This is a genomic window from Paraburkholderia phenoliruptrix, from assembly GCF_902859825.1.
Taxonomy (GTDB): Bacteria; Pseudomonadota; Gammaproteobacteria; order Burkholderiales; family Burkholderiaceae; genus Paraburkholderia; species Paraburkholderia phenoliruptrix.
This window is the reverse complement of sequence record NZ_CADIKB010000048.1, coordinates 1-17,479: the sequence shown is the minus strand read 5'-3', so window position 1 is coordinate 17,479 and position 17,479 is coordinate 1. Positions and strand designations below refer to the sequence as shown.

Here is a 17,479-nt window from a genome sequence, read left to right as displayed (position 1 = left end):
TCGCGGGACCTCGCCGTAGCAGCGCCCTACTGATTCATGGCGATCAAGAGTGGCAGGCCGAAGAGCCGCGCAAATCCCTCCACATAACGGTGTTGCAACACGGGCTCGTTAGTTCCCGTCGTCCACCACAGGTTGGATAAGGCGACGATCATATCCGGCTTCTCGCGGCCAATCGAATACAACACTTCCCATGGCAGATACTCCTCGTAGCAAAAGAGGAAGAGCGCGCTCTTTCCGGCGATCGGCGTCGCGCCACGTGCGAACCAATTGGCGGGATAGTGATACTTCGACATCGGGTTCCACTCAGCAATCGGGACCGTCTGGCGAGCTTCAAATACGAACTGGCGTAGCCCCTGCGACCAGTACTCGTATTCTCGAGCCTGGTTTGCCATCCCGGCGTCAGTGAGTTCGTTCGAGCCGAATATTACCGATACCTTTTCTTGCTCGGCCGCCTGACCGACCATGACGTCGATAGCACCCTGCTCTGACTCGTCGTAGGTGCCAATGATGCTCTCGGGGAACACAATAACCTTGGCCCCGGCTCTTGCCGATTCCCTGATCGCCCGATTCATCTTCACCAGAGTGTCAGGGACGGTCTCCGGCGTTTGCACCCCCCACCTGGTCGACACTGCCACCCAGTCTCCAATCCGTGAATGCTGGCTCTCCTGCATCGGCGACAGCACAAGCGACAGCAGTATCGCGCCGACGACCGCGAGCTGTCCGCGCCTGGCGTGCGCGCACGCCCCGAGCAGCATCGTCAACCCAAGCCCCAGACCCAGACCGAACCACCTGGTTCCCGGGAACCAGAACCCCCACGTGGCTATTAGCGTGCCTGGCAGAAACGCGCCGACCGGCGGGTATGCCCACAGGACCGTCCATGCCAGAATTGCGACAGCCTTCTTCTTTGCGCTACGCGTGTTCTTGGGGTACAGAAGTGCGAACGTCGCGCTGAACACCAACCCATAGGCGGAGCCAGCGACGAGTCCCCAAAGCCACGAGCCACCGAAGAACTGTCCCGCCCCGCCAAACCCCATAAGTCCAATATTCAGGCCATATCCGAGCCCAAGAAGCCAGGCCTGCACTCGGGACCGGCACATGACCATAAACACGGGCAGCAAAGCGGCCAGCAGCGGCGCGGCCCCGCCGCGCCAGCTGATCGAGCATACCGCCGCGCCGAGAAAAAACGTGCTTCCGTAGGCCACGACCGTGTTCTTCCACAGCTCGTCGAGGCTCTTGCGCCACTGACCGGCAGACGTAAAAACGGAATCCGACATCCCACCTTGCTCCAGAAAGAAAAACCGCGGCGGTCTCGAGGACAACGCCGCGGCCATTGCCTGCTAACCCGGGGGCCGACTAGCCGTTATATGACGAGCCATTTCCGGCCGCGATGCCGCCATGGTTCCCATAGCCCTGATGATGTTGATCGCCCCCGCGGCTCGGTTCCGGCTCCGAACCGACCACGACGCGCAGTGGCACAGCCGCGAAATTGGCGATGGGAGACGGGCTATTGGGCAAGGCCAAAGGGGCGCCCTGCGTCTGCTGAGGCGGCGCCTGCTCGCGCTGCGCCGAATGGCCCGGCGGTTGCCACGTCGCCGCAGGGTCCTGCTGAGTCGTCGGAACAGCCGGCGCAACTGGGTCCGCAATACGTTGAATCTGGCCGCCGACGTTCGTCGACGAAATGCCGTTGTGCAGAATATCTGCGTGCAACTGTGCGATGTGGCTCACCAACAGACCATCGGCCATCTCGCACCGGATCAAAGCCTTGCGATTGGGCAAACCAACCTGGCCAAATATGAGACACCGCCCTTTCGCGAAGACGCTGCCTTCGATGATTGCGTCTTGATCGATCACGAGCGTGCCGCTCTCACAGTACACGTTGCCTTTGATCACCCCGCCGATGCGGCCGCCTTCCTTAAGACGCAACGATCCGTCGGATTCGATCGTCGCTCCAGCAGGAAAGACCGTCGTCACGCGTTCTCGCGCGGGATCGATATTTAGGACGAAGGGCACGATATCGACCTGTTGATCATTGCTCGTTGCATTACTCATTTGGAGTCACTCCCTTTCGAATCGGTCGCTTTGTTGCTGTACTGGCCACCCACCAGGATGGGGGAGGCCTGTTCCGATGGCTGCTGGCTGGCCTCGTGTTCCACGCGCCGCGGAGCTTCCGGAACCGGGCGGCCGCGCCGATGAACAGGCAACGGCGCAGCCGGCGGGATTGGCAGGACGGGGGCCGCCGACGCCATCACGGTCGCGGGCACCGGATTGACCGTCACCGTCTTAACCGGCTCGGCCTTCACAGTCACCGGAGCAACGGTGGCCGGTTGTGCGACCTGCGCAGCGGCGGCTGCCGGCTGAGCCTGCGATTGCGGTTGCTGCGCAATCGGAGCATTTGCTTGAGCGGCAGGCGCCGAAGCGGTAGGAGCATCCGCCTTATTCGGCGCCGTGGCTTCGCTCGCTGGTGCCACACGCTGGGCCGGTGCCGTGGTCGCTACCGCGTTCGCGCTGGTTTTCGACGGCACGTGCACAGTGGGAAGGAAATTCTCGAAGAACTTCGCTCCGCCACGCAAACAAATATCTCCGATCACCATCGCCACGAACACGACCGCTATGACTGCCCAAGCGGTTCGCATCCTTTCGGCATTGAGCGGCTTCATCACGAACAGCGCTCTCCCCTTGCGTTTCGGCACAACGAGAGGTTCGGCCGAACTCGGCGTCGATCGGGCGACTCCGTCTGGAGCGGGTCGGGGGCTTACGGCGCCCGGCGTTCGCGCGGCGTCTGATGCAACCGTCCTCGACTGATCCGTTTGAACCGGAGCCGCAGCAGGCCGTGGCACACTCGGCGGCGCGGGAGGAGTTCTCTGTGAAACACCAGGCGACGGGCCATCGAGCCGGATCGAAATCGTCGACCCGATCACTCGCGCATCAAGTTCTTCAAAAGCCATAGCATTCCTTGTGATCCATCAAAACGCTGCAGGAACCGCATTCGCACGCGGCATCTCCGGGATACCCGATAGGGCGGTAGCCACAACTCGCGGGATCGCTGCTCCCGCCGCCTGCGGGGCGACCGGTGCGGCCGCGATATGCCTGGCCGTCGGTTGCACGAGCTGGAGAGTCTTCGGGCGCTCGTCAGACACTTTTACCTCCTCGGGCGCACCGTCAGCCGCCGCCGGCGACGTATTGCTTTGCCGACCGGCTGCCGCTGCCGCTGCACGCATCCGCTCCCGCGCTCCAGCAGCTGGCTCTACCGCCGACCAGCGCGCGCTTGCGCCGTCCGCTTCCAGTACGCCGGCCTCAACCTGCCCTTCTACCAACTTGTCACAGGAGTTAACGGCTGCGCCGGCGAAATGTTGAGATGCTACTTCCTGCGAAGAACGTCGAGCGTCCTTCGCATAGAAGTCTCGAACCTGCCCGAACTCCTCAGGCGGAGCAAATTGCGAATGCTTCTTCAGCTCAAGCATGGCCGCCTCCAGTCCCTGTTGATCAAAGCCAGCGTCGAGCTGCTCCTTTTCGTGTTCCCGTGCCAACTTGACTGCCTCGATCGGGTTCACTCCACGCAAGACCAGATCGGCGTAGAAAACCGGACCTTGAATCGCGTCCGTCGAGGCCGTATTTCGCATCTTCAACGACATCGGGATGCCGACAAGTTTTCCGCCAAATGCGCCATACATCGCGTGAAGCTTGGCGACCAACGTCTGCCCGGTGTTCTTACCGGCCGAGTGAAGCACGAAGACCGAGAACTGGTCACCTTGACCATCGATACGAAAGATAAACGACGTTCGGCGCTGGCAGAACACATCTGCGCTGTTGCCGAACGGGCAGCGGTCGCAGCCCGGGCACGTCGCTTCGCTACTCCGGTTCGAGTCGACTATCCTGATTGCTTGGCGACCATCGCCCACGCAAACGCGCTTGCCGTCCGAAAGGCGGCGGGCCTCGAATTGTTGCGTCAGCAGCAGGTCAGGGTTGTTGTACGGCAACAGGATCGGGATCTCACGCAACTTCTTCGGTTCGTGTTCGCCGTCGCCCTGTCCGGTCCCCTCCTGGCCGTTGAGCAGCTTCTCGTGCAGAGCATGCTTTGCCCACGTGCCATCCGCATTCTTTCGACGCGTATGCACTTCAAAGTAGTCGAAGTGCACGAGTTCGTCCTGAGCGCCGGCCTCCCCTGGGCGAACATCGCCCATGCGAACTGTGCCGAGAATGGGGGTGTCGAATTCGAGTCCAGTGACCATTGCTTCCTCCGTAAGTTCAGTGGAGGTTATTTCAACAGATTGCGATCCAGTTTCTAGCCCTAACGATCAGTGGCGGGTTTCGTGGCCCCATACGGCCGACTTTCCCGTCAGGAAGCGAATGCTTTCGTCCAGTCTCGCAATCTCCCTATCCACGTCTCCACCGTTTCGTGCCGGCACATCGATCACCTGAACACCAGATCGATTGTGCAGATGGACACGGTAGGCTTGATCGACGGTCGTGATCGTGACGCCGTCAATTTCGCTCTCTTCAGCGATCGTTCGTGTACCCGTGCTGATCAACGTCCGACGCGCATCGTCGATCGCGGCGTCGATCCACTTCGCCTGCCCAATAACGGCACCATCGAGCTCGGTCATATGAAAGCCTAGGTAACCCTGCAGCCTCGGCACGACCGCCTGCCAAACGTCCGGCGCCGGTAGACTGAATCGTGAGCTCACGTTTGCCTCTCGTGCTACAACGCCGATCGCCATCACGACCTCGGGCCAGATCTCCCCGGGACCGATCGCGTGGACATATCGCTCGATGCTTGCTGTGCGGTTGTGCATGGCGAGAGACACCATCTCGTGTTCGAATTCCTTCATGGTTTCCGGCGAAATTACCGTGGCGCCGGTAAGAGGAATCAGGCGATCCAATGCGCGAACCCGGTAGGGTGTCGCTGCGCGAAGGACCCGTGTCACTTCCGTCATGAACAGATATTGTCCGCGAATCGATTCCGTCAGGCATCGGCGATTCCTGGGCAAAAGGATCGGCACGCCAAACAGAGCTCCGCTATGTGTTCCAACTATGTGTTCGGTCATGTCAGATTCCCAGAAAGAATGATTTGTTGGTATGTTCGAGCGCATTCGGAACATCGCGAACTAGCCCTACTGTACGAAAGAGCACCGCCACCTCCGCTTGATCCAAGCTCGGAAACTCCCTACAAAATTCGGTAAATCCAAAACTCTGCGATGAGACCGCGCAGCCCTTCTCGTCTTTCAGCGTCAATAGATCCGGATGTCGCTCCGCCGCAGACAGGAGCGTGACAAGTGCCCGGGCGCGAAGTAGCGGAGGGTTGCCCACGTTGTTGTAGATCGATCGCACTTTCTGGCAGACGTCGGTGGGCCGAGCAAAGCAGCTTTTCCCGAACAAACTGAACGTCCGGTCGACGAACTGTTGTAGATCCGCGGCGCCGGGCCGGGATAGAGAGTTCACGCGTTTCATGGCATCGACGATACGCGATCAGATCCCTATATCTAGTCCTCTCGTGCAGGGACGGCCAACTCACGCGGGCCCTTGAAAGCGGGACGCTCGCCTGTACCCTGTATTCAAACAGGAGAGGTGTCGAATGAATGCACAAGCGATGATCCCGCGCCACGCCGGCCAAACCATCTGGAGCGGACAGAAGAAAATCACCTTCGGCCGCGATGCGGACAGCTATACCCTGCCTGTCACCGACGCCGAGTATCACGGAGATACCGAGCACGTTTCGTCGACGCAACTGAAATCGATCCTGAAAACGCCACAGCATTTTCTCGCGGCCGTTCAGGGTGCAGGTAAGGATACGGCAGCGCTTGAATTCGGTAGGCTGGCGCACATGGCCGTGTTTGAACCGTGGCGCTTCGAGGATCTCGTGCTTCCCTTCGTCGGTGAGTTCAACCGGCGCTATCGCGAGTGCAAGAAGTTCGTCGCCGACCATCCGAATCAGATCGTCATTGGCCAGGACAAGTACGATGCGCTTCTGGCTATGCGGAATGCAGTCCGTTCGCATCGGTTTCGCGGCCGTTCTCTCGGTGAATGGTTCGACGAAGGTGAGACGGAGAAGGCAATCTACTTTGTGGAGAGGGTCACCGGCGTCAAATGCCGGGTCAAGGTCGACTGTCTGCACCCGGAATTCATCTTCGATCTCAAATCGACTCTCGACGCGCTTCCCCGCTCGTTCAGCTCGGCCGTTCAAAACTATCACTACGATATGTCCGCGTTTATGTACCAGACGGGCGTGCAGTACTTTACCGGCGACGAGCGTCCATTCATTTTCGTGCCAGTCGAAAAAGATGCGCCCTATAGCGTCATGACGTACACCGCCGGCGACTCGCTGCTCGACAACGGAGCGCAAAAGTTCGAAGACGCCTTGAATCGGCTCAAGCATGCACGCGAGCACGACTCGTGGCCGGGCTACGCCGGAGAATATGTGCTCGAGATTGATCGTTGGCACGAGTACAAGTCGAACCATCATATTCTTGGCGACTGAGCCGGGGGGCACTAGCCTGCCCATGTCCGAAGCCGGCCGCTATCAACGTGCACGAAATGCTTCGTGGCGTAATACCCCACGCCACCTCCTCGCAAATACATGCCTAGTCTGGCGAGATAGTCAGTCGGAACGTCAGGAACCCGTATATCCGCAGCCCGCCCAACGAGGTGCATTGAGTTCCGGGCCGATCCTTCGGTTATGCTGTTCGTCGTGCTGGTCCGGAACCCGGACGTCACAACGATCGGCCTCTCCATCCCAGCTTGCGCAAACCAACCGTAGACACCGCAAAGAATGTCGAGGAGCGTTGGGTTCATCTGGACCACCGCGTCAGCTCGGACGTCTCGCAGCAGAGTGCAGCACTGCACGTAAGCGTCAACGACCAGCCGACCGTCGGCCCAGTACACGGTCGCGGCCTCGACCAGTAGTCGCCGCTTGATTGAGCGAATATCTCGGGTGCCCACGACGCAGCGGCCAGCAGTGCGGCGTTTTGCATGAATCGCCGCCTGGGCAGGCTTTCGATCGGTGAGGGAATAGGGAGATTTTCCATCCCCTAATTTTTCGTGGTCTTTCACACGCTAACCAGCGCGAAACGACGCCCATGCAGGGGCGCTTTCTGACTACAGTATGGGTCGAAGAATTTGATGCTGAAAAAGAAAAAGGGGGAAGCCTAGGCCTCCCCCTTCTCACGCATGGTGATGATCATGCTGGCTCTGCTCAGCGTAGTACGCTGCGTCAGCTTCGATGTTCCGCCGATCTTCTTCCGCGGCGTACCATTCGGCCTGTTCTCGCACACGCTTCTGCCTCGGCGTCTCGCCGAGGTCGAGAAACCCGGCGATAAAGCAAAACAGCACGAACAGGCCAACGGCCCATTCAAACAACGTTTTCATCTCTGCTCCTAGGTGGTGCGGAGCAGCTCAACCCGTGGGGTGAGTTGCCCCGTGGGTCGGAATGCCGGTCTCCCGGATGGGCTGGATCCCCAGCTGGTCAGTTGAAACAAGAATCTTTGCTTCAGTGTGAAACGTCATGGTAGCGAAGCGTGTCGCCAATGGCAACGATCGAGCTTCTTGGCAGGAATTATCCACAGGGCCGGATGAAGGGTTGCCACATCTACAACAGGGAGAATCGTTTGTATACAACCTTTAAAGATTACAGATCTTGTTTTAATTGTTTACCGAGCTGAAGTCCATCTGCAGCAAGCCCGCGCGGGGGAATTGGTTACTACCCGTACAGGATAGGAAACCATTTCCACGGTACCTGTTGAGCGCCAGGTTGCCACCTTTCGGGGGCGTCGGTGACTGGGTCTACAGGCGTGTCCTTAAAAGCGGTTACCTAAGAAGTGGCGTTGCACAGATGTTGAGCGTTGGATTGCGTGGGCGGGAGGAGACCTGATTTACTGTCTGCCCCACTCGTCTCGTGCGAAAAGACATAATCGGGCCGTCAGTCTGTGGGGTATTTGCAACGGAACTCTCGCGCTTTCATCGAAACTTGTTGAGTTCTTGGTCTGAACAGAGTTCGCAGCAAAGGTAACCAGTTTTATCGCCACGCGGGGTTCCAGATTGGTGCTGATTGAGTTGCGGCGCCCGGGCCGGTGAAAGCGGTTACCAATCAGTCCAGACGGGCGTTTGGCAAGCGTTGGGCTGACGACAGGTAACCAGCTCTACGGTGCTCCTTCCTCGCGACTGGCAGCCCGCTCCCACAGTCACCGCCGTCCGGGCTAAAGCCGCCATCTAGTATCCCAACACGAATAGGCCCCCGAATCGGGGTTTCTTTCCCTCTTCCCTCTCACTTGCGCTCCGTATATTTTGACTTCCAGTCAGGAAGTTAGGTGCGCTTCGGCGGGTAGTCAGACACGTCACGAAGCACATATGCGCAATGCGTGACTTCCGTCGTCGGACGTAATTTTGCGCTCGCGGGCGAGCGCTACACGGTATTGGGATCGGCAGGCAATGAGCGACATCAGTACAACTTCGAATAGGCAACTGGCAATCGCAAACACCAGGGCAAGTGTTCCTGTCGAGAAGCGCAGCACCTCGGTGACGATGCGAAAGGCGAAGGAAGCAATCTTCGTCTTTCCGGAGAAGCCGTTGTCTGTTCTGCAGCGCCGTCTGTTCAATGCTTGCGTATACTTCGCGCAGCGCAGTCCGGAGCTCCAGAGCTGGGTCGTTCAGTTGTCGCAGCTCGAGCCAATCATCGGCTACAACGACTCAAGCAACCGCCGGTACATCATGGGCGAACTCATCAGCTTGATGAAAGCCCATGTGATCTGGGACGCGACAGTGAACCCCCTCGATCGAAGGCTGTCAGCGTCCACCCTTCTAGCCGACGTGACCCACCTAGTGGATCAGCGTGCGTACGAGTTCTCCTTCAGCCCGAAGTTGCGAGAGGTCCTCCTGAATCCAGAGATCTGGCAGCGCATCGACCTTGCCATCTCTCAGCGGTTCCGTTCGATGGGCACCGCGCCGCTCTACGAGTGGTGCAAGCGTTACGAGCGGACTGGCCTCACGAGTCGGTGGGCGTGGGAGGATTTCCGCCACGCCGTCGTCGGCATCGTTGAGGAAGGCTCGATATACCAGCAATACAAGTTCTTCAAATCAAAAATCCTCAAGCGCGCGATCGCCGAGGTCAACGATCTCTCAGACATCGACGTGACGCTGAGGGAATACAAGAACGGTCGCGTTGTCGAGCAAATTCAGTTCGAGGTGCGTCGAAAGAACGGAGCCCGACCGGCTCCAGAGAAAGAACCAGAGCAGCCGAATAGTGTCCCGTCTGTGACGGCGCTCCTTGAGGATGTGCTCCGAATCGGAGTCACGCCCCACCGGGCAGCCCAAATCATCAATGAACACGCCCCCGAAGACATTCGGGCGGCCTTGAACCACACCGCACTTCGCGATGCCGCAACGAACAAGGAGCCCCTAAACAATCGTGCTTCCTTCTTCATCTGCAGCTTGGAGAAAGGATATGCGAGACAGGTATCGCTCACTCCGGGCGTCGCCACCACTGGACCGTCTGCCCCCCTCTTGACCGACGCATCCCTTCGAGAAAGCTTCATACGCAGCCGAGACCCGCTGGCCGAGGCATCGTTTCTGGCGATGGCGCTCGACGAGCAAGCGAACGTACTCCATGACTACAACACCAGCGCAACCCATGAGCAGCTGCGCTATAACCCCGCAAAGAACTCGAAACTCGCAAAGACAGCATTTATTCGCTATCTGAATATACGTCTGTGGGGTGAGCCATCGGACGCAGATATTTACGCGTTCCACTTTCCGAAGGCGGTCGCCTAAACGACCGACGTTTCGCGGACGTGCAGTCGCTACCGGCCGCCTCACCGCATCCCCGCGCTTCATAATCTCCCGCTTGCCGAATGGCAATTTCGGCTCAGCCCTCCCCTGCCGTCGGCGCTCTCGGACCTATCGGGAAGCTCTGGCCAGTTATTGGCCACCATCGGCCGTATTCCGGACACTCGGTCGTCGCGACGCCCGGATACACTTCCGGATTGCCGTTTTCAATTGCGCGCAAGGCCACTTATTGGCCATTAACGGACGATGATTGGCCACTCCGAAATTTAACGCAAACCACAGCTCACGGCACTAGGAGATAAGTCGTCATTAAGCGCAATCTGCCCTATTCGAATTCGCTACCGGCAAGAAAGGCGATCTACTCGGTTCGGCGATCAACAAGTAGGTGTCCGAGATTGCGCGGAAATATTGTGGCGTGCCGGCAATGAGGCCCGCCGTGGACGCTGCGCGCCGACTGATCGTTCCGTGACCAATGCGAGAGGCACGCGAAGAGCCAGAGTAGTTTCAACGTTGAAACCGGCCGCTGGGCATCACCGGACCTTCAAATATAACGCGCCGATCGGCCGCACGAAGCTGGCCTAAACTGGCTTGCAGCAGCGCCGATCCGGGGACAAACACCTCGCCCGACCGGTCTTAGGCCTCAGTTTCAACGTTGAAACCGGCACCACCCGAGATTCTCAAACGGCGCACGTGGAACGGTTCCCGACACCTTTGCAGCAAATCGACGTAGGCTTCGCCCATCACCGTCGCGAGCAGAATCCGGCGATAGGCGGCGGTTTGCCCAATGCTCTAAACGAATATCCGCTTATCGCCTCCGCTCAATACCCAAGCCGCGAGACCGCGCTAACTTGATCTAAGTTCTTCAGTCACAATTTCCGCTGTGATCTACCGGGCACTGCCGGGCATGAGCGACGTTCCCGTAGGGTCAGTTTCAACGTTGAAACCGCACGGAGCCGCGTTCAGGCGATGGGAGCGCTCATCGCCTTCGGCTGAGAGGAACTCCCTCGGTCCGCCCAACGACGTAACCGACCGGCTTCCTCCCGATCGGGTTTCGGGCCTTTCTTGGTTTCAACGTTGAAACTGCACGACACTTTGGCAAAAAGTGCTGGATCAATCTTGCTTCCACTCGTCCCTCACGCTATTGTTCTCAGGAATTTATTGGAGGGTCAAAGTATGGAAGCCGGAAAGATCTTTGCGGTCGCTAACCAGAAGGGCGGTAGTGGCAAGACCACGATCACCCTGAACCTCGCCGGAGCGTATGCCCACGATGATCCGGCTCTGAAGATCCTCGTGGTTGATGCGGACTCTCAGAATACGTCCGTGCGCGCGTCCGGGGCAGGGGAGGACCCATACCCGTTCACAGTCGCGAACTTGGCTGCGGCGGGGAAAGGGCTGGGGCGCGAGATACGGCGAATGGCACAGTCGTACGACCTCATTCTCGTGGACTGTCCGCCCAGCGTCGACAATCTGAATACGGAAAATGTGGTTGCGGTTTCAGACTTCGTATTGGTTCCAATGGACGCCTCGGTGGTAGACGCCTGGAGCACCCAAGGCATGCTGCGACTGGTTCGACGAGTTGTCGGCGCCGATCCCAGTCGTTGTGGCGTCGTTTTTAACCGAGTCAATACAAAGACTGTCGCGTACGCGGAGATCAGCGGTGCTATGGCCGAGGAGAACCCATACCCAATTCTGAAGAGCACGATAGCGCTTCGCGAAGTCTATAAGACGGCCATCGGCACCGGCACAACCGTGTTCACCGTAAAGGGACAGCGCTCTACCAAGCAGGCACGCGAAGAGATTATGAGCGTTGCGATGGAAATGTTGGAAATTATGGGATAAAGGGGAATTTAAAATGTCCGACAAAGTGAATGCGAATCGGGGGCGCCTAAGTAGCGCTCTGAAGAAAGGTTTGGCTAGTGAGAAGGGCGAAGTCGATGCGCGCCTAGACGCCCAACGCGTACCCACAGAGTCGAACGGAGAAATTCAGCTGCCATCGGGCACGGAAGCGCCCCAGTACGGCGGTCGCAGCAACACGGTTTCTGTGAACCACCGCTTGCAGCTCCCATTGAGCGAGCTGGTTTCGAATCCGTTCAACCCCAGGACCTTCTACAGTCCTGAGGCAATCGACGGCCTCGCCGTCAAGCTCAAGCGGGACGGACAATACGAGACGATCAAGGTCACCCGCAACACCCGGTTTCCCAATAAGTACGTCATCGTCGATGGCGAGTATCGATATCGAGCGAAGAAGAGTCTCGGCGAAGAATATATCGCCGCCGAGGTAATGCCGGAGCTTTCCGATCGGGACCTGTACCTGATCGCGAATCGGATCAACAAGGATCGAACCGCCCAGACGGTCATGGACGACGCCCTTGCGTGGAACCGATTGATGCAGGAGGGTGTTTTCGAGGACCAGGATGCATTGGCGGCAAGCCTCGACCTAAGCAAAGCGCAAATCTCCAAGACGCTCCAGTTGACCGCGCTTCCGGAGACCCTCTTGCGAAGAATGGCCGAGCAGAGCCAGATCGGGCTCGGGCACGCATACAACATCAAGCTGCTCTATGACAAAAAGGGCATGGCATTTGCCGAAGATGTACTCGAACGAGTCATCAGCGGCGAACTGAGCGTCAAGCGCCTCCAGGAGCTGAATGAGCGGGCAGGGGACGGCGAATCACCGGGTCGGACCAAGTCACACTACAGTGCGCGGGCCCAATTCATGGCGGCGGACGGGCGGGAAGTTGGCCAGTTGAAGCGATTTCGCGACGGCCGCACGGAACTCAAGCTCAGTGGCCTGACGGAACAGCAGCAGCAAGTTCTTGGAGACCGCCTAGAAGCGGTCGTGAGGGAGTTTATGACGGCGGAGGAGGCGCAGAACGGGGAAGCCGGTTAGCCGGTCGTTTGGGACCTGTGGCGGGGAGTTCCCTGCCGTTAACACCCTCTGTGCTGCGCCAGCAACGCGTTCCAGCGAACTTGGTACAGAACCGGCATGTCCGGTTTGATACGGGACAGAAGGGAAGGAGGGGAGGGAAGGAATGCTACGTCTGAAAGACAAACTGCGATTGAATGCGAGCGAGTCGCGGTTCTTCAAGGTGCTAACCGGTAGGCACGAAGCGCCAGCCACGGTCCGAGAGTACAACGCCGCCATCCAGCGAACTGCCGACCATTACCATCTGCTCGCCGCACAAGGAAACTCCGCAGACGCGGAGTTTCTTGCACGGCTTGCAGAAGGGGAACTGATTACGGCTGAGCCGGCATCAGAACCAACCGAGCGATAACGCTGCTCGCATAGCGCCCGATCCCGGGCGCGTCACACAGCAGTTCCAACTGCTTCCCAAAGCCCTTTTCCACGAGAATTTCGACAACCTCCTCGAGGCAAGCAAGGTCGCCCACAAGGGACGGATACTTTCCGAAGTTCTCGAGCAGCTTTTCCGGATACTTCTCGGCGACCTCGAGGAGGTGGCTGTGAGCCTCCGAAATAGCTTGACGACGCAGGGCACGTTCAGACAGGACGACGTTCGACATGACAATCTCCGAAGGAGCTTGCGAAGACGTCGTCCCCACGAGGGAATCGAGTCCCCGCGCGGGTTGAGAACACGCCTGAGCCACATCTCGATCAAATCGAGATACAGCCATCGGCAGTGGTACTACAGATGACGAGTCGCCAGAAACGACGACGTCAGACAGGAAATCCCGAAGGATTTTCTAGGCTACCGAAGTAGCAAGCCGTCCGCCAAGGGACGAGCGAGATCCAGTGGGTCTCGCGGAAAAACCGGGTACACGCAAAGTGCACCGAATTCAGCTTGCAACGGAGGAAGCGTGCAAACCCAGGAGGGCCTGGAAAATCTTGGGAAATGCCTTGATGCGTTTCCCAAGATCTCCGCGGGAGGGTCTGCTTTCTAGGAAGGGCTCGAAAAGGTGCGAGTTCCAGCTGCTCGGTACATCAATGGGCCTATTGTTTTCGAGCGGAGCGAGAAAGTCAAGGAATAGCTTCCTGACAGGAACTACGATTGTCGCGCCTCAAAGCGTCCGATCAGTTTGCGTGGGCGGTAGTGGGCATCGCCTCGAGCAGCATCAGTCGCTTGGCCAGTTGTTCCTCGACCCAGGATGACTTGCTCTTTTCTGTGGAATCAGGCACTGCACCAGCGAGTTCGCCCAGAACTTGACGTGCCTCCGCCGGCGAGCTGGTCTTCTCCTTGAGTCTGTCGACGAGATCGGTATCGAGCCATAGGGACGTTCGCCTGCCGTCGGCGAGCCGCACCGGAACCGACTTGCGTCGTTGCCGCTTTTTCGCTCGCCCTTCCTGACCTTCACCAGTTGCAGATACCACTTCCTGCAGCGCCTCTTTCACTGCGTCCTTCACGTCGGCCCGCGTTACTCGCTCGCCGGCCGCGGTGGTCGATGTTGCCGCCGCTATGGACGCCAGCCTCTCATTCACGATTGGCGTAAAGCCAAGAACGAATTCGGCCAGCGCAACGCCGGTCACGCCCGACTGCGTGAGCAGCCGGACGGCTTCGCCAAGCAGAAAGCGCGCATTCGCGTCGTTGAGGTCAGATGACATAGTCCAGATTCCAGTCTGGAGTGTATCAGCATAGGTTATGTGCGGCTAGTCAATGCGCCGGAACAGGCTATGCAGATGGGCCTGGACCCGGCCGGTATAGCATTCCCTATGCTGAAATACCATTTTTAGCCACGCAGCCGCGGTACGCAGCATAGGTGTTTAGGCTATGCGGCTATACCATCAATGACGTGAACCGGGGGCAGAGACAGCGGTTGGAGCGAATGTCCACGTCCCATAAGGGCCAGACCGGAGCGGGTTTTGGGTTGGATGTTTATACTGGACCCACCGTATGTGTTCCAGACATAGATTCTCAAAGCTTCCCCACTTCCAACGTTCCGAAACCCCGCCTGGCAAGGCTTTGCCGCCCGAATGATGGTGTTTTGGCATAGGCTGGATGGTGCTTATGCCGGGCCATGATGGTAGGTCCGCCGTGGCATCGATGGCAGTTAGGCATAGCCATGATGTTCAGTAGCCTATTCGATGGTATTTTGGCATAGGCAATCGGTGGATAACTCACTCGATGGTTGGCCAACGCTGGTCTTCACCATCATAAGACGCTATCATGGTCACGCGTTTCGCCATGCGACCACACCACAGCACCGATGCCAAAGAAGCCGCTCCGACAATCCCCCGCACCAGAACAACCGAACCCCGAACTCGAACTTAAATGGCTGGAGCCGGACAACGCTCCGGATAGCGACAGCTATGAGGTACTGGCGCGTGACGGGGAGCCGGGCACGCCACAGACGCCGCTGTTTTCGGCTGACGAACTGTTCCTGCCCGAGCGTCCCGGCACGTATCGGAAGCCCGTCGCAGCGATTCACGCTATTCCGGTCCAGCGCGACAAAAACCTGAAGCTGTCTGCCCGCAAACTGATGGACGCGCTCGCGCTTGCCGTGCAACTCGACTTGCGCGCACGCGGCCGGGAAGCAGCGCAAACGCTGATCCGAAAGATCCGCGAAGATCGCGCGGCACCCCTGTTCGAAATCCGTACTCACCGACTAGCCGAGCTCGCAGGGCTATCTACCACGAACAAGGATCGGATATACGACACTCTCGCGGAACTGCTCAACTTCCAGTTCATCTGGAATGTGCTAGGCGAGGATGGCAAGGTAGAGTTCGAGTCTATCGCTGCATTCATTATCCGTCGCGACAAGGGCGTCGGCAATCAGGCTGGGATCACCCGGTTTGCGTTCGAACCCGAGGTGCTTCTGTGGTTCCTCGAGCCGACGATGTGGGCGAACCTCAACTGGTCGGTAATGGCAAGCTTCGGGCGTGATGCAGGCTCGGGTGAGGCCGCGTTCGGCTTATACCAAAACGCGTGGCGGTATATAGGAACCAACGCCAAGGTCACCCCGATTCTGGATCTCGCGACGTGGATTGACCTGATTCTTGGGCCTTCGCGGTTCGTCATCATCGGAGAGAAGAAAGAAAAGCAGGCCCGCGAGTACGGCGAGTTCAAGCGAACTTATCTGAATCCGGCGATCGCGATGCTAAACGCCCACCCGGCGCTGACTCACACGATCGCGGTCGAAGAGTTCAAGTCCGGACGCAAGGTTACCAAACTGCGGTTCAGGTTCACGGAAAAGCGCCAGCAAGCTTTCGAACTGCCCCTTGGTTGGCCAGATGACACCATCCAGAAGCTGAAGGAAATGGGCTTCACGGAAAAGGACATGTCGACCTTGGCCCAGCTCTATACCCATCCCCAAGTCAAAGAAGCAATGTCCCGCATGGCGGTCTCGGAGGCGCGGCTGAAAGCACGAGGCGAGGAGATCCAGTCCCGCGAGGCGTTCTTCCGCGCAATCCTCCGCAATGTGTCGAATGAGCAGAACCAGACGGAGGAAGCAGATCAGAAGGCCCTGGAAGAGGCGCGTCGCCTCCAAAAGCAGACCGAGTTGCAGCGCCGGCAAGAGGCATTGGAAGCCAGGTTCAAGTCGCATCAGCGTTCGTTGGTCGCGAAAGGGTTGCAGTCGCTGCCTGAAGATGAGCGCAACCGACTTATTCAGGCGCACCTGAAAGCCAGTCCTGCCGATCGAGCGCTGTACAAGGAAGGAGAGACCCGTGCCGCTTGGCTCATCCTTTTCCAGCAGTGGCTAATCAACGCCCGGCAGGACCTCTTTCAGCACTGGCTTCCGGAACTGCATGACAGGGATTTCCAGACCTGGCTCGTATGGCAGTTCACTACCCAATCGACTGGAGACGCCGAAGCGTAGGCAGCGCCGCTCAGCGCGCAGGCATCCCGAAAAGCCTCACCTTTGTGGGTTATATACGCCTTCGCGGCCATCACCCACCCGTGCGGACGAATCGGAGATTCGTCCGGACACCGGCTTATAAGAGGAAGCCGGCGATTTTGCAGCAATGAGACGAAAAAAAACCGGCCGAGCAGGCCGGTTTTCAGAAAAGCGGGCAAGGGCGCCTAGAATGCGAAGAACGGTCCTGTGCCGCCCGAATTAGCCGTCCCTGCGATCGCGGTAAAGATCGACCGGCCGTAGAAGAAGGGGAGGCCCCAATCGAAGATGTTCGCCGAGCCGCCTTGAGCTGCGAAATCGTTCATCGCGTACGCCCCATTGCCGACCATTGTCTCTGCATTACCCACGTCAAAATTCAGCGAGACGTTGTTGCCGTTCAGGCCTTGCATCACCGCCGAGAAACTCATGGTCGAGGAAGGACAATAGAACCAACTCCCGGAACAGGTGGTGATCGAGTCGTCGAAGAAGAGCCCGTTCGAACCGCTGTCGAGGAATGATTCGGAGAATGTATTGCCGTTGAACGCGGTGCTCAGATCATAGTTGCTGTTCAGCGTGTACACCTTCGCGGATCCCAGTGCGTTATCGGCTTGTGTGTCGATGCCGAAAGTCAGCGTCCCGGTGACACTTGACACGCCTGTCGACGGAACACTAGGCAGCGTCAGCACGACTCCATTGTTGTCGCGCGCAAACATGCTCACGGGATTCGTCACCTGGTCTGTCAGGGCAACGGTTGTGGAAGGGCATGTCGTAGCGTTGGCCGGACAGGCGAAGTACCATCCCGGCGACGTCGTTGGGCAATGTCCCAGGCGTAGTTGAAGGTTGAAGGCGGCGGTTCGCCAGTGGAATCCGAGAGAATCGGGTTTCCAGGACCAACCTCCCGAACAGGGAACCAAGGAGAACC

At 58.5% G+C, this 17,479-nt stretch carries 16 protein-coding genes; 5 read left to right on the top strand and 11 right to left on the bottom strand.

Translation table 11 applies throughout. The annotated features are described in order from the left end of the window. Positions 1-26: 26 nt before the first annotated feature. The 6 genes from HV711_RS29075 to HV711_RS29050 all read right to left on the bottom strand — a co-directional run bounded on the left by HV711_RS29075 (position 27) and on the right by HV711_RS29050 (position 5,448). Positions 27-1,274 carry a carbon-nitrogen hydrolase family protein gene (locus HV711_RS29075; RefSeq protein WP_082201439.1) on the bottom strand — a complete coding sequence of 416 codons (1,248 nt, stop codon included), beginning with the start codon at positions 1,272-1,274 and terminating at the stop codon, positions 27-29. 79 nt (positions 1,275-1,353) lie between these two features. Beyond that, positions 1,354-2,049, bottom strand: coding sequence for a bactofilin family protein (locus HV711_RS29070; RefSeq protein ID WP_051224065.1), 696 nt, complete (start codon positions 2,047-2,049; stop codon positions 1,354-1,356). Next, entirely contained in the window at positions 2,046-2,660 is a 615-nt protein-coding gene (locus tag HV711_RS29065; protein ID WP_175145472.1) for a hypothetical protein, read from the bottom strand. The genes HV711_RS29070 and HV711_RS29065 overlap by 4 nt, the downstream gene beginning before the upstream one ends. 303 nt (positions 2,661-2,963) lie before the next feature. Then, complete coding sequence (locus HV711_RS29060; RefSeq protein WP_051224061.1) at positions 2,964-4,229, bottom strand: recombination directionality factor; 1,266 nt, start codon at positions 4,227-4,229, stop codon at positions 2,964-2,966. Positions 4,230-4,295: 66 nt separating this feature from the next. After that, positions 4,296-5,045: a hypothetical protein gene (locus HV711_RS29055; protein WP_035479929.1), complete on the bottom strand. Its 750-nt coding sequence runs from the start codon at positions 5,043-5,045 to the stop codon at positions 4,296-4,298. A gap of 1 nt (position 5,046) precedes the next feature. Continuing rightward, positions 5,047-5,448 (bottom strand): hypothetical protein, encoded by a 402-nt coding sequence (locus tag HV711_RS29050; RefSeq protein ID WP_035479927.1) that lies wholly within the window; start codon positions 5,446-5,448, stop codon positions 5,047-5,049. A 124-nt stretch (positions 5,449-5,572) separates the two neighbouring features. Here HV711_RS29050 and HV711_RS29045 point away from each other — a divergent pair, with 124 nt between their 5' ends. Next, positions 5,573-6,475: a PD-(D/E)XK nuclease-like domain-containing protein gene (locus HV711_RS29045; RefSeq protein ID WP_035479925.1), complete on the top strand. Its 903-nt coding sequence runs from the start codon at positions 5,573-5,575 to the stop codon at positions 6,473-6,475. Between the two features lie 11 nt (positions 6,476-6,486). On the opposite strand, the gene HV711_RS29040 is transcribed toward HV711_RS29045, so the two are convergent. Both HV711_RS29040 and HV711_RS29035 read right to left on the bottom strand, forming a co-directional pair. Then, positions 6,487-6,840 carry a YcbK family protein gene (locus tag HV711_RS29040; RefSeq protein ID WP_244142755.1) on the bottom strand — a complete coding sequence of 118 codons (354 nt, stop codon included), beginning with the start codon at positions 6,838-6,840 and terminating at the stop codon, positions 6,487-6,489. Between the two features lie 318 nt (positions 6,841-7,158). Continuing rightward, positions 7,159-7,362, bottom strand: a complete 204-nt coding sequence (locus HV711_RS29035) for a hypothetical protein (protein WP_035479922.1) — start codon at positions 7,360-7,362, stop codon at positions 7,159-7,161. A gap of 1,059 nt (positions 7,363-8,421) precedes the next feature. Here HV711_RS29035 and HV711_RS29030 point away from each other — a divergent pair. The 3 genes from HV711_RS29030 (at position 8,422) to HV711_RS29020 (ending at position 12,661) form a co-directional block, all read left to right on the top strand. Next, positions 8,422-9,759 carry a replication initiation protein gene (locus HV711_RS29030; RefSeq protein ID WP_082201438.1) on the top strand — a complete coding sequence of 446 codons (1,338 nt, stop codon included), beginning with the start codon at positions 8,422-8,424 and terminating at the stop codon, positions 9,757-9,759. A 1,188-nt stretch (positions 9,760-10,947) separates the two neighbouring features. Beyond that, positions 10,948-11,613, top strand: a complete 666-nt coding sequence (locus HV711_RS29025) for an AAA family ATPase (RefSeq protein ID WP_035479921.1) — start codon at positions 10,948-10,950, stop codon at positions 11,611-11,613. 13 nt (positions 11,614-11,626) lie between these two features. Then, positions 11,627-12,661, top strand: a complete 1,035-nt coding sequence (locus HV711_RS29020; protein WP_035479919.1) for a ParB/RepB/Spo0J family partition protein — start codon at positions 11,627-11,629, stop codon at positions 12,659-12,661. Between the two features lie 347 nt (positions 12,662-13,008). Here the strand turns inward: HV711_RS29020 and HV711_RS29015 are convergent, their stop codons facing one another. Beyond that, positions 13,009-13,293 carry a hypothetical protein gene (locus HV711_RS29015; RefSeq protein ID WP_035479917.1) on the bottom strand — a complete coding sequence of 95 codons (285 nt, stop codon included), beginning with the start codon at positions 13,291-13,293 and terminating at the stop codon, positions 13,009-13,011. A gap of 508 nt (positions 13,294-13,801) precedes the next feature. Beyond that, positions 13,802-14,329, bottom strand: coding sequence for a hypothetical protein (locus HV711_RS29010; RefSeq protein WP_035479915.1), 528 nt, complete (start codon positions 14,327-14,329; stop codon positions 13,802-13,804). A gap of 602 nt (positions 14,330-14,931) precedes the next feature. Here HV711_RS29010 and HV711_RS29005 point away from each other — a divergent pair. Further along, positions 14,932-16,542, top strand: a complete 1,611-nt coding sequence (locus HV711_RS29005) for a replication initiation protein (RefSeq protein ID WP_035479913.1) — start codon at positions 14,932-14,934, stop codon at positions 16,540-16,542. A gap of 203 nt (positions 16,543-16,745) precedes the next feature. Here HV711_RS29005 and HV711_RS29000 read toward each other — a convergent pair. Next, positions 16,746-17,479 (bottom strand): DUF3443 family protein (locus tag HV711_RS29000; protein ID WP_175145470.1); only part of this gene is annotated, 734 nt, incomplete at its 5' end.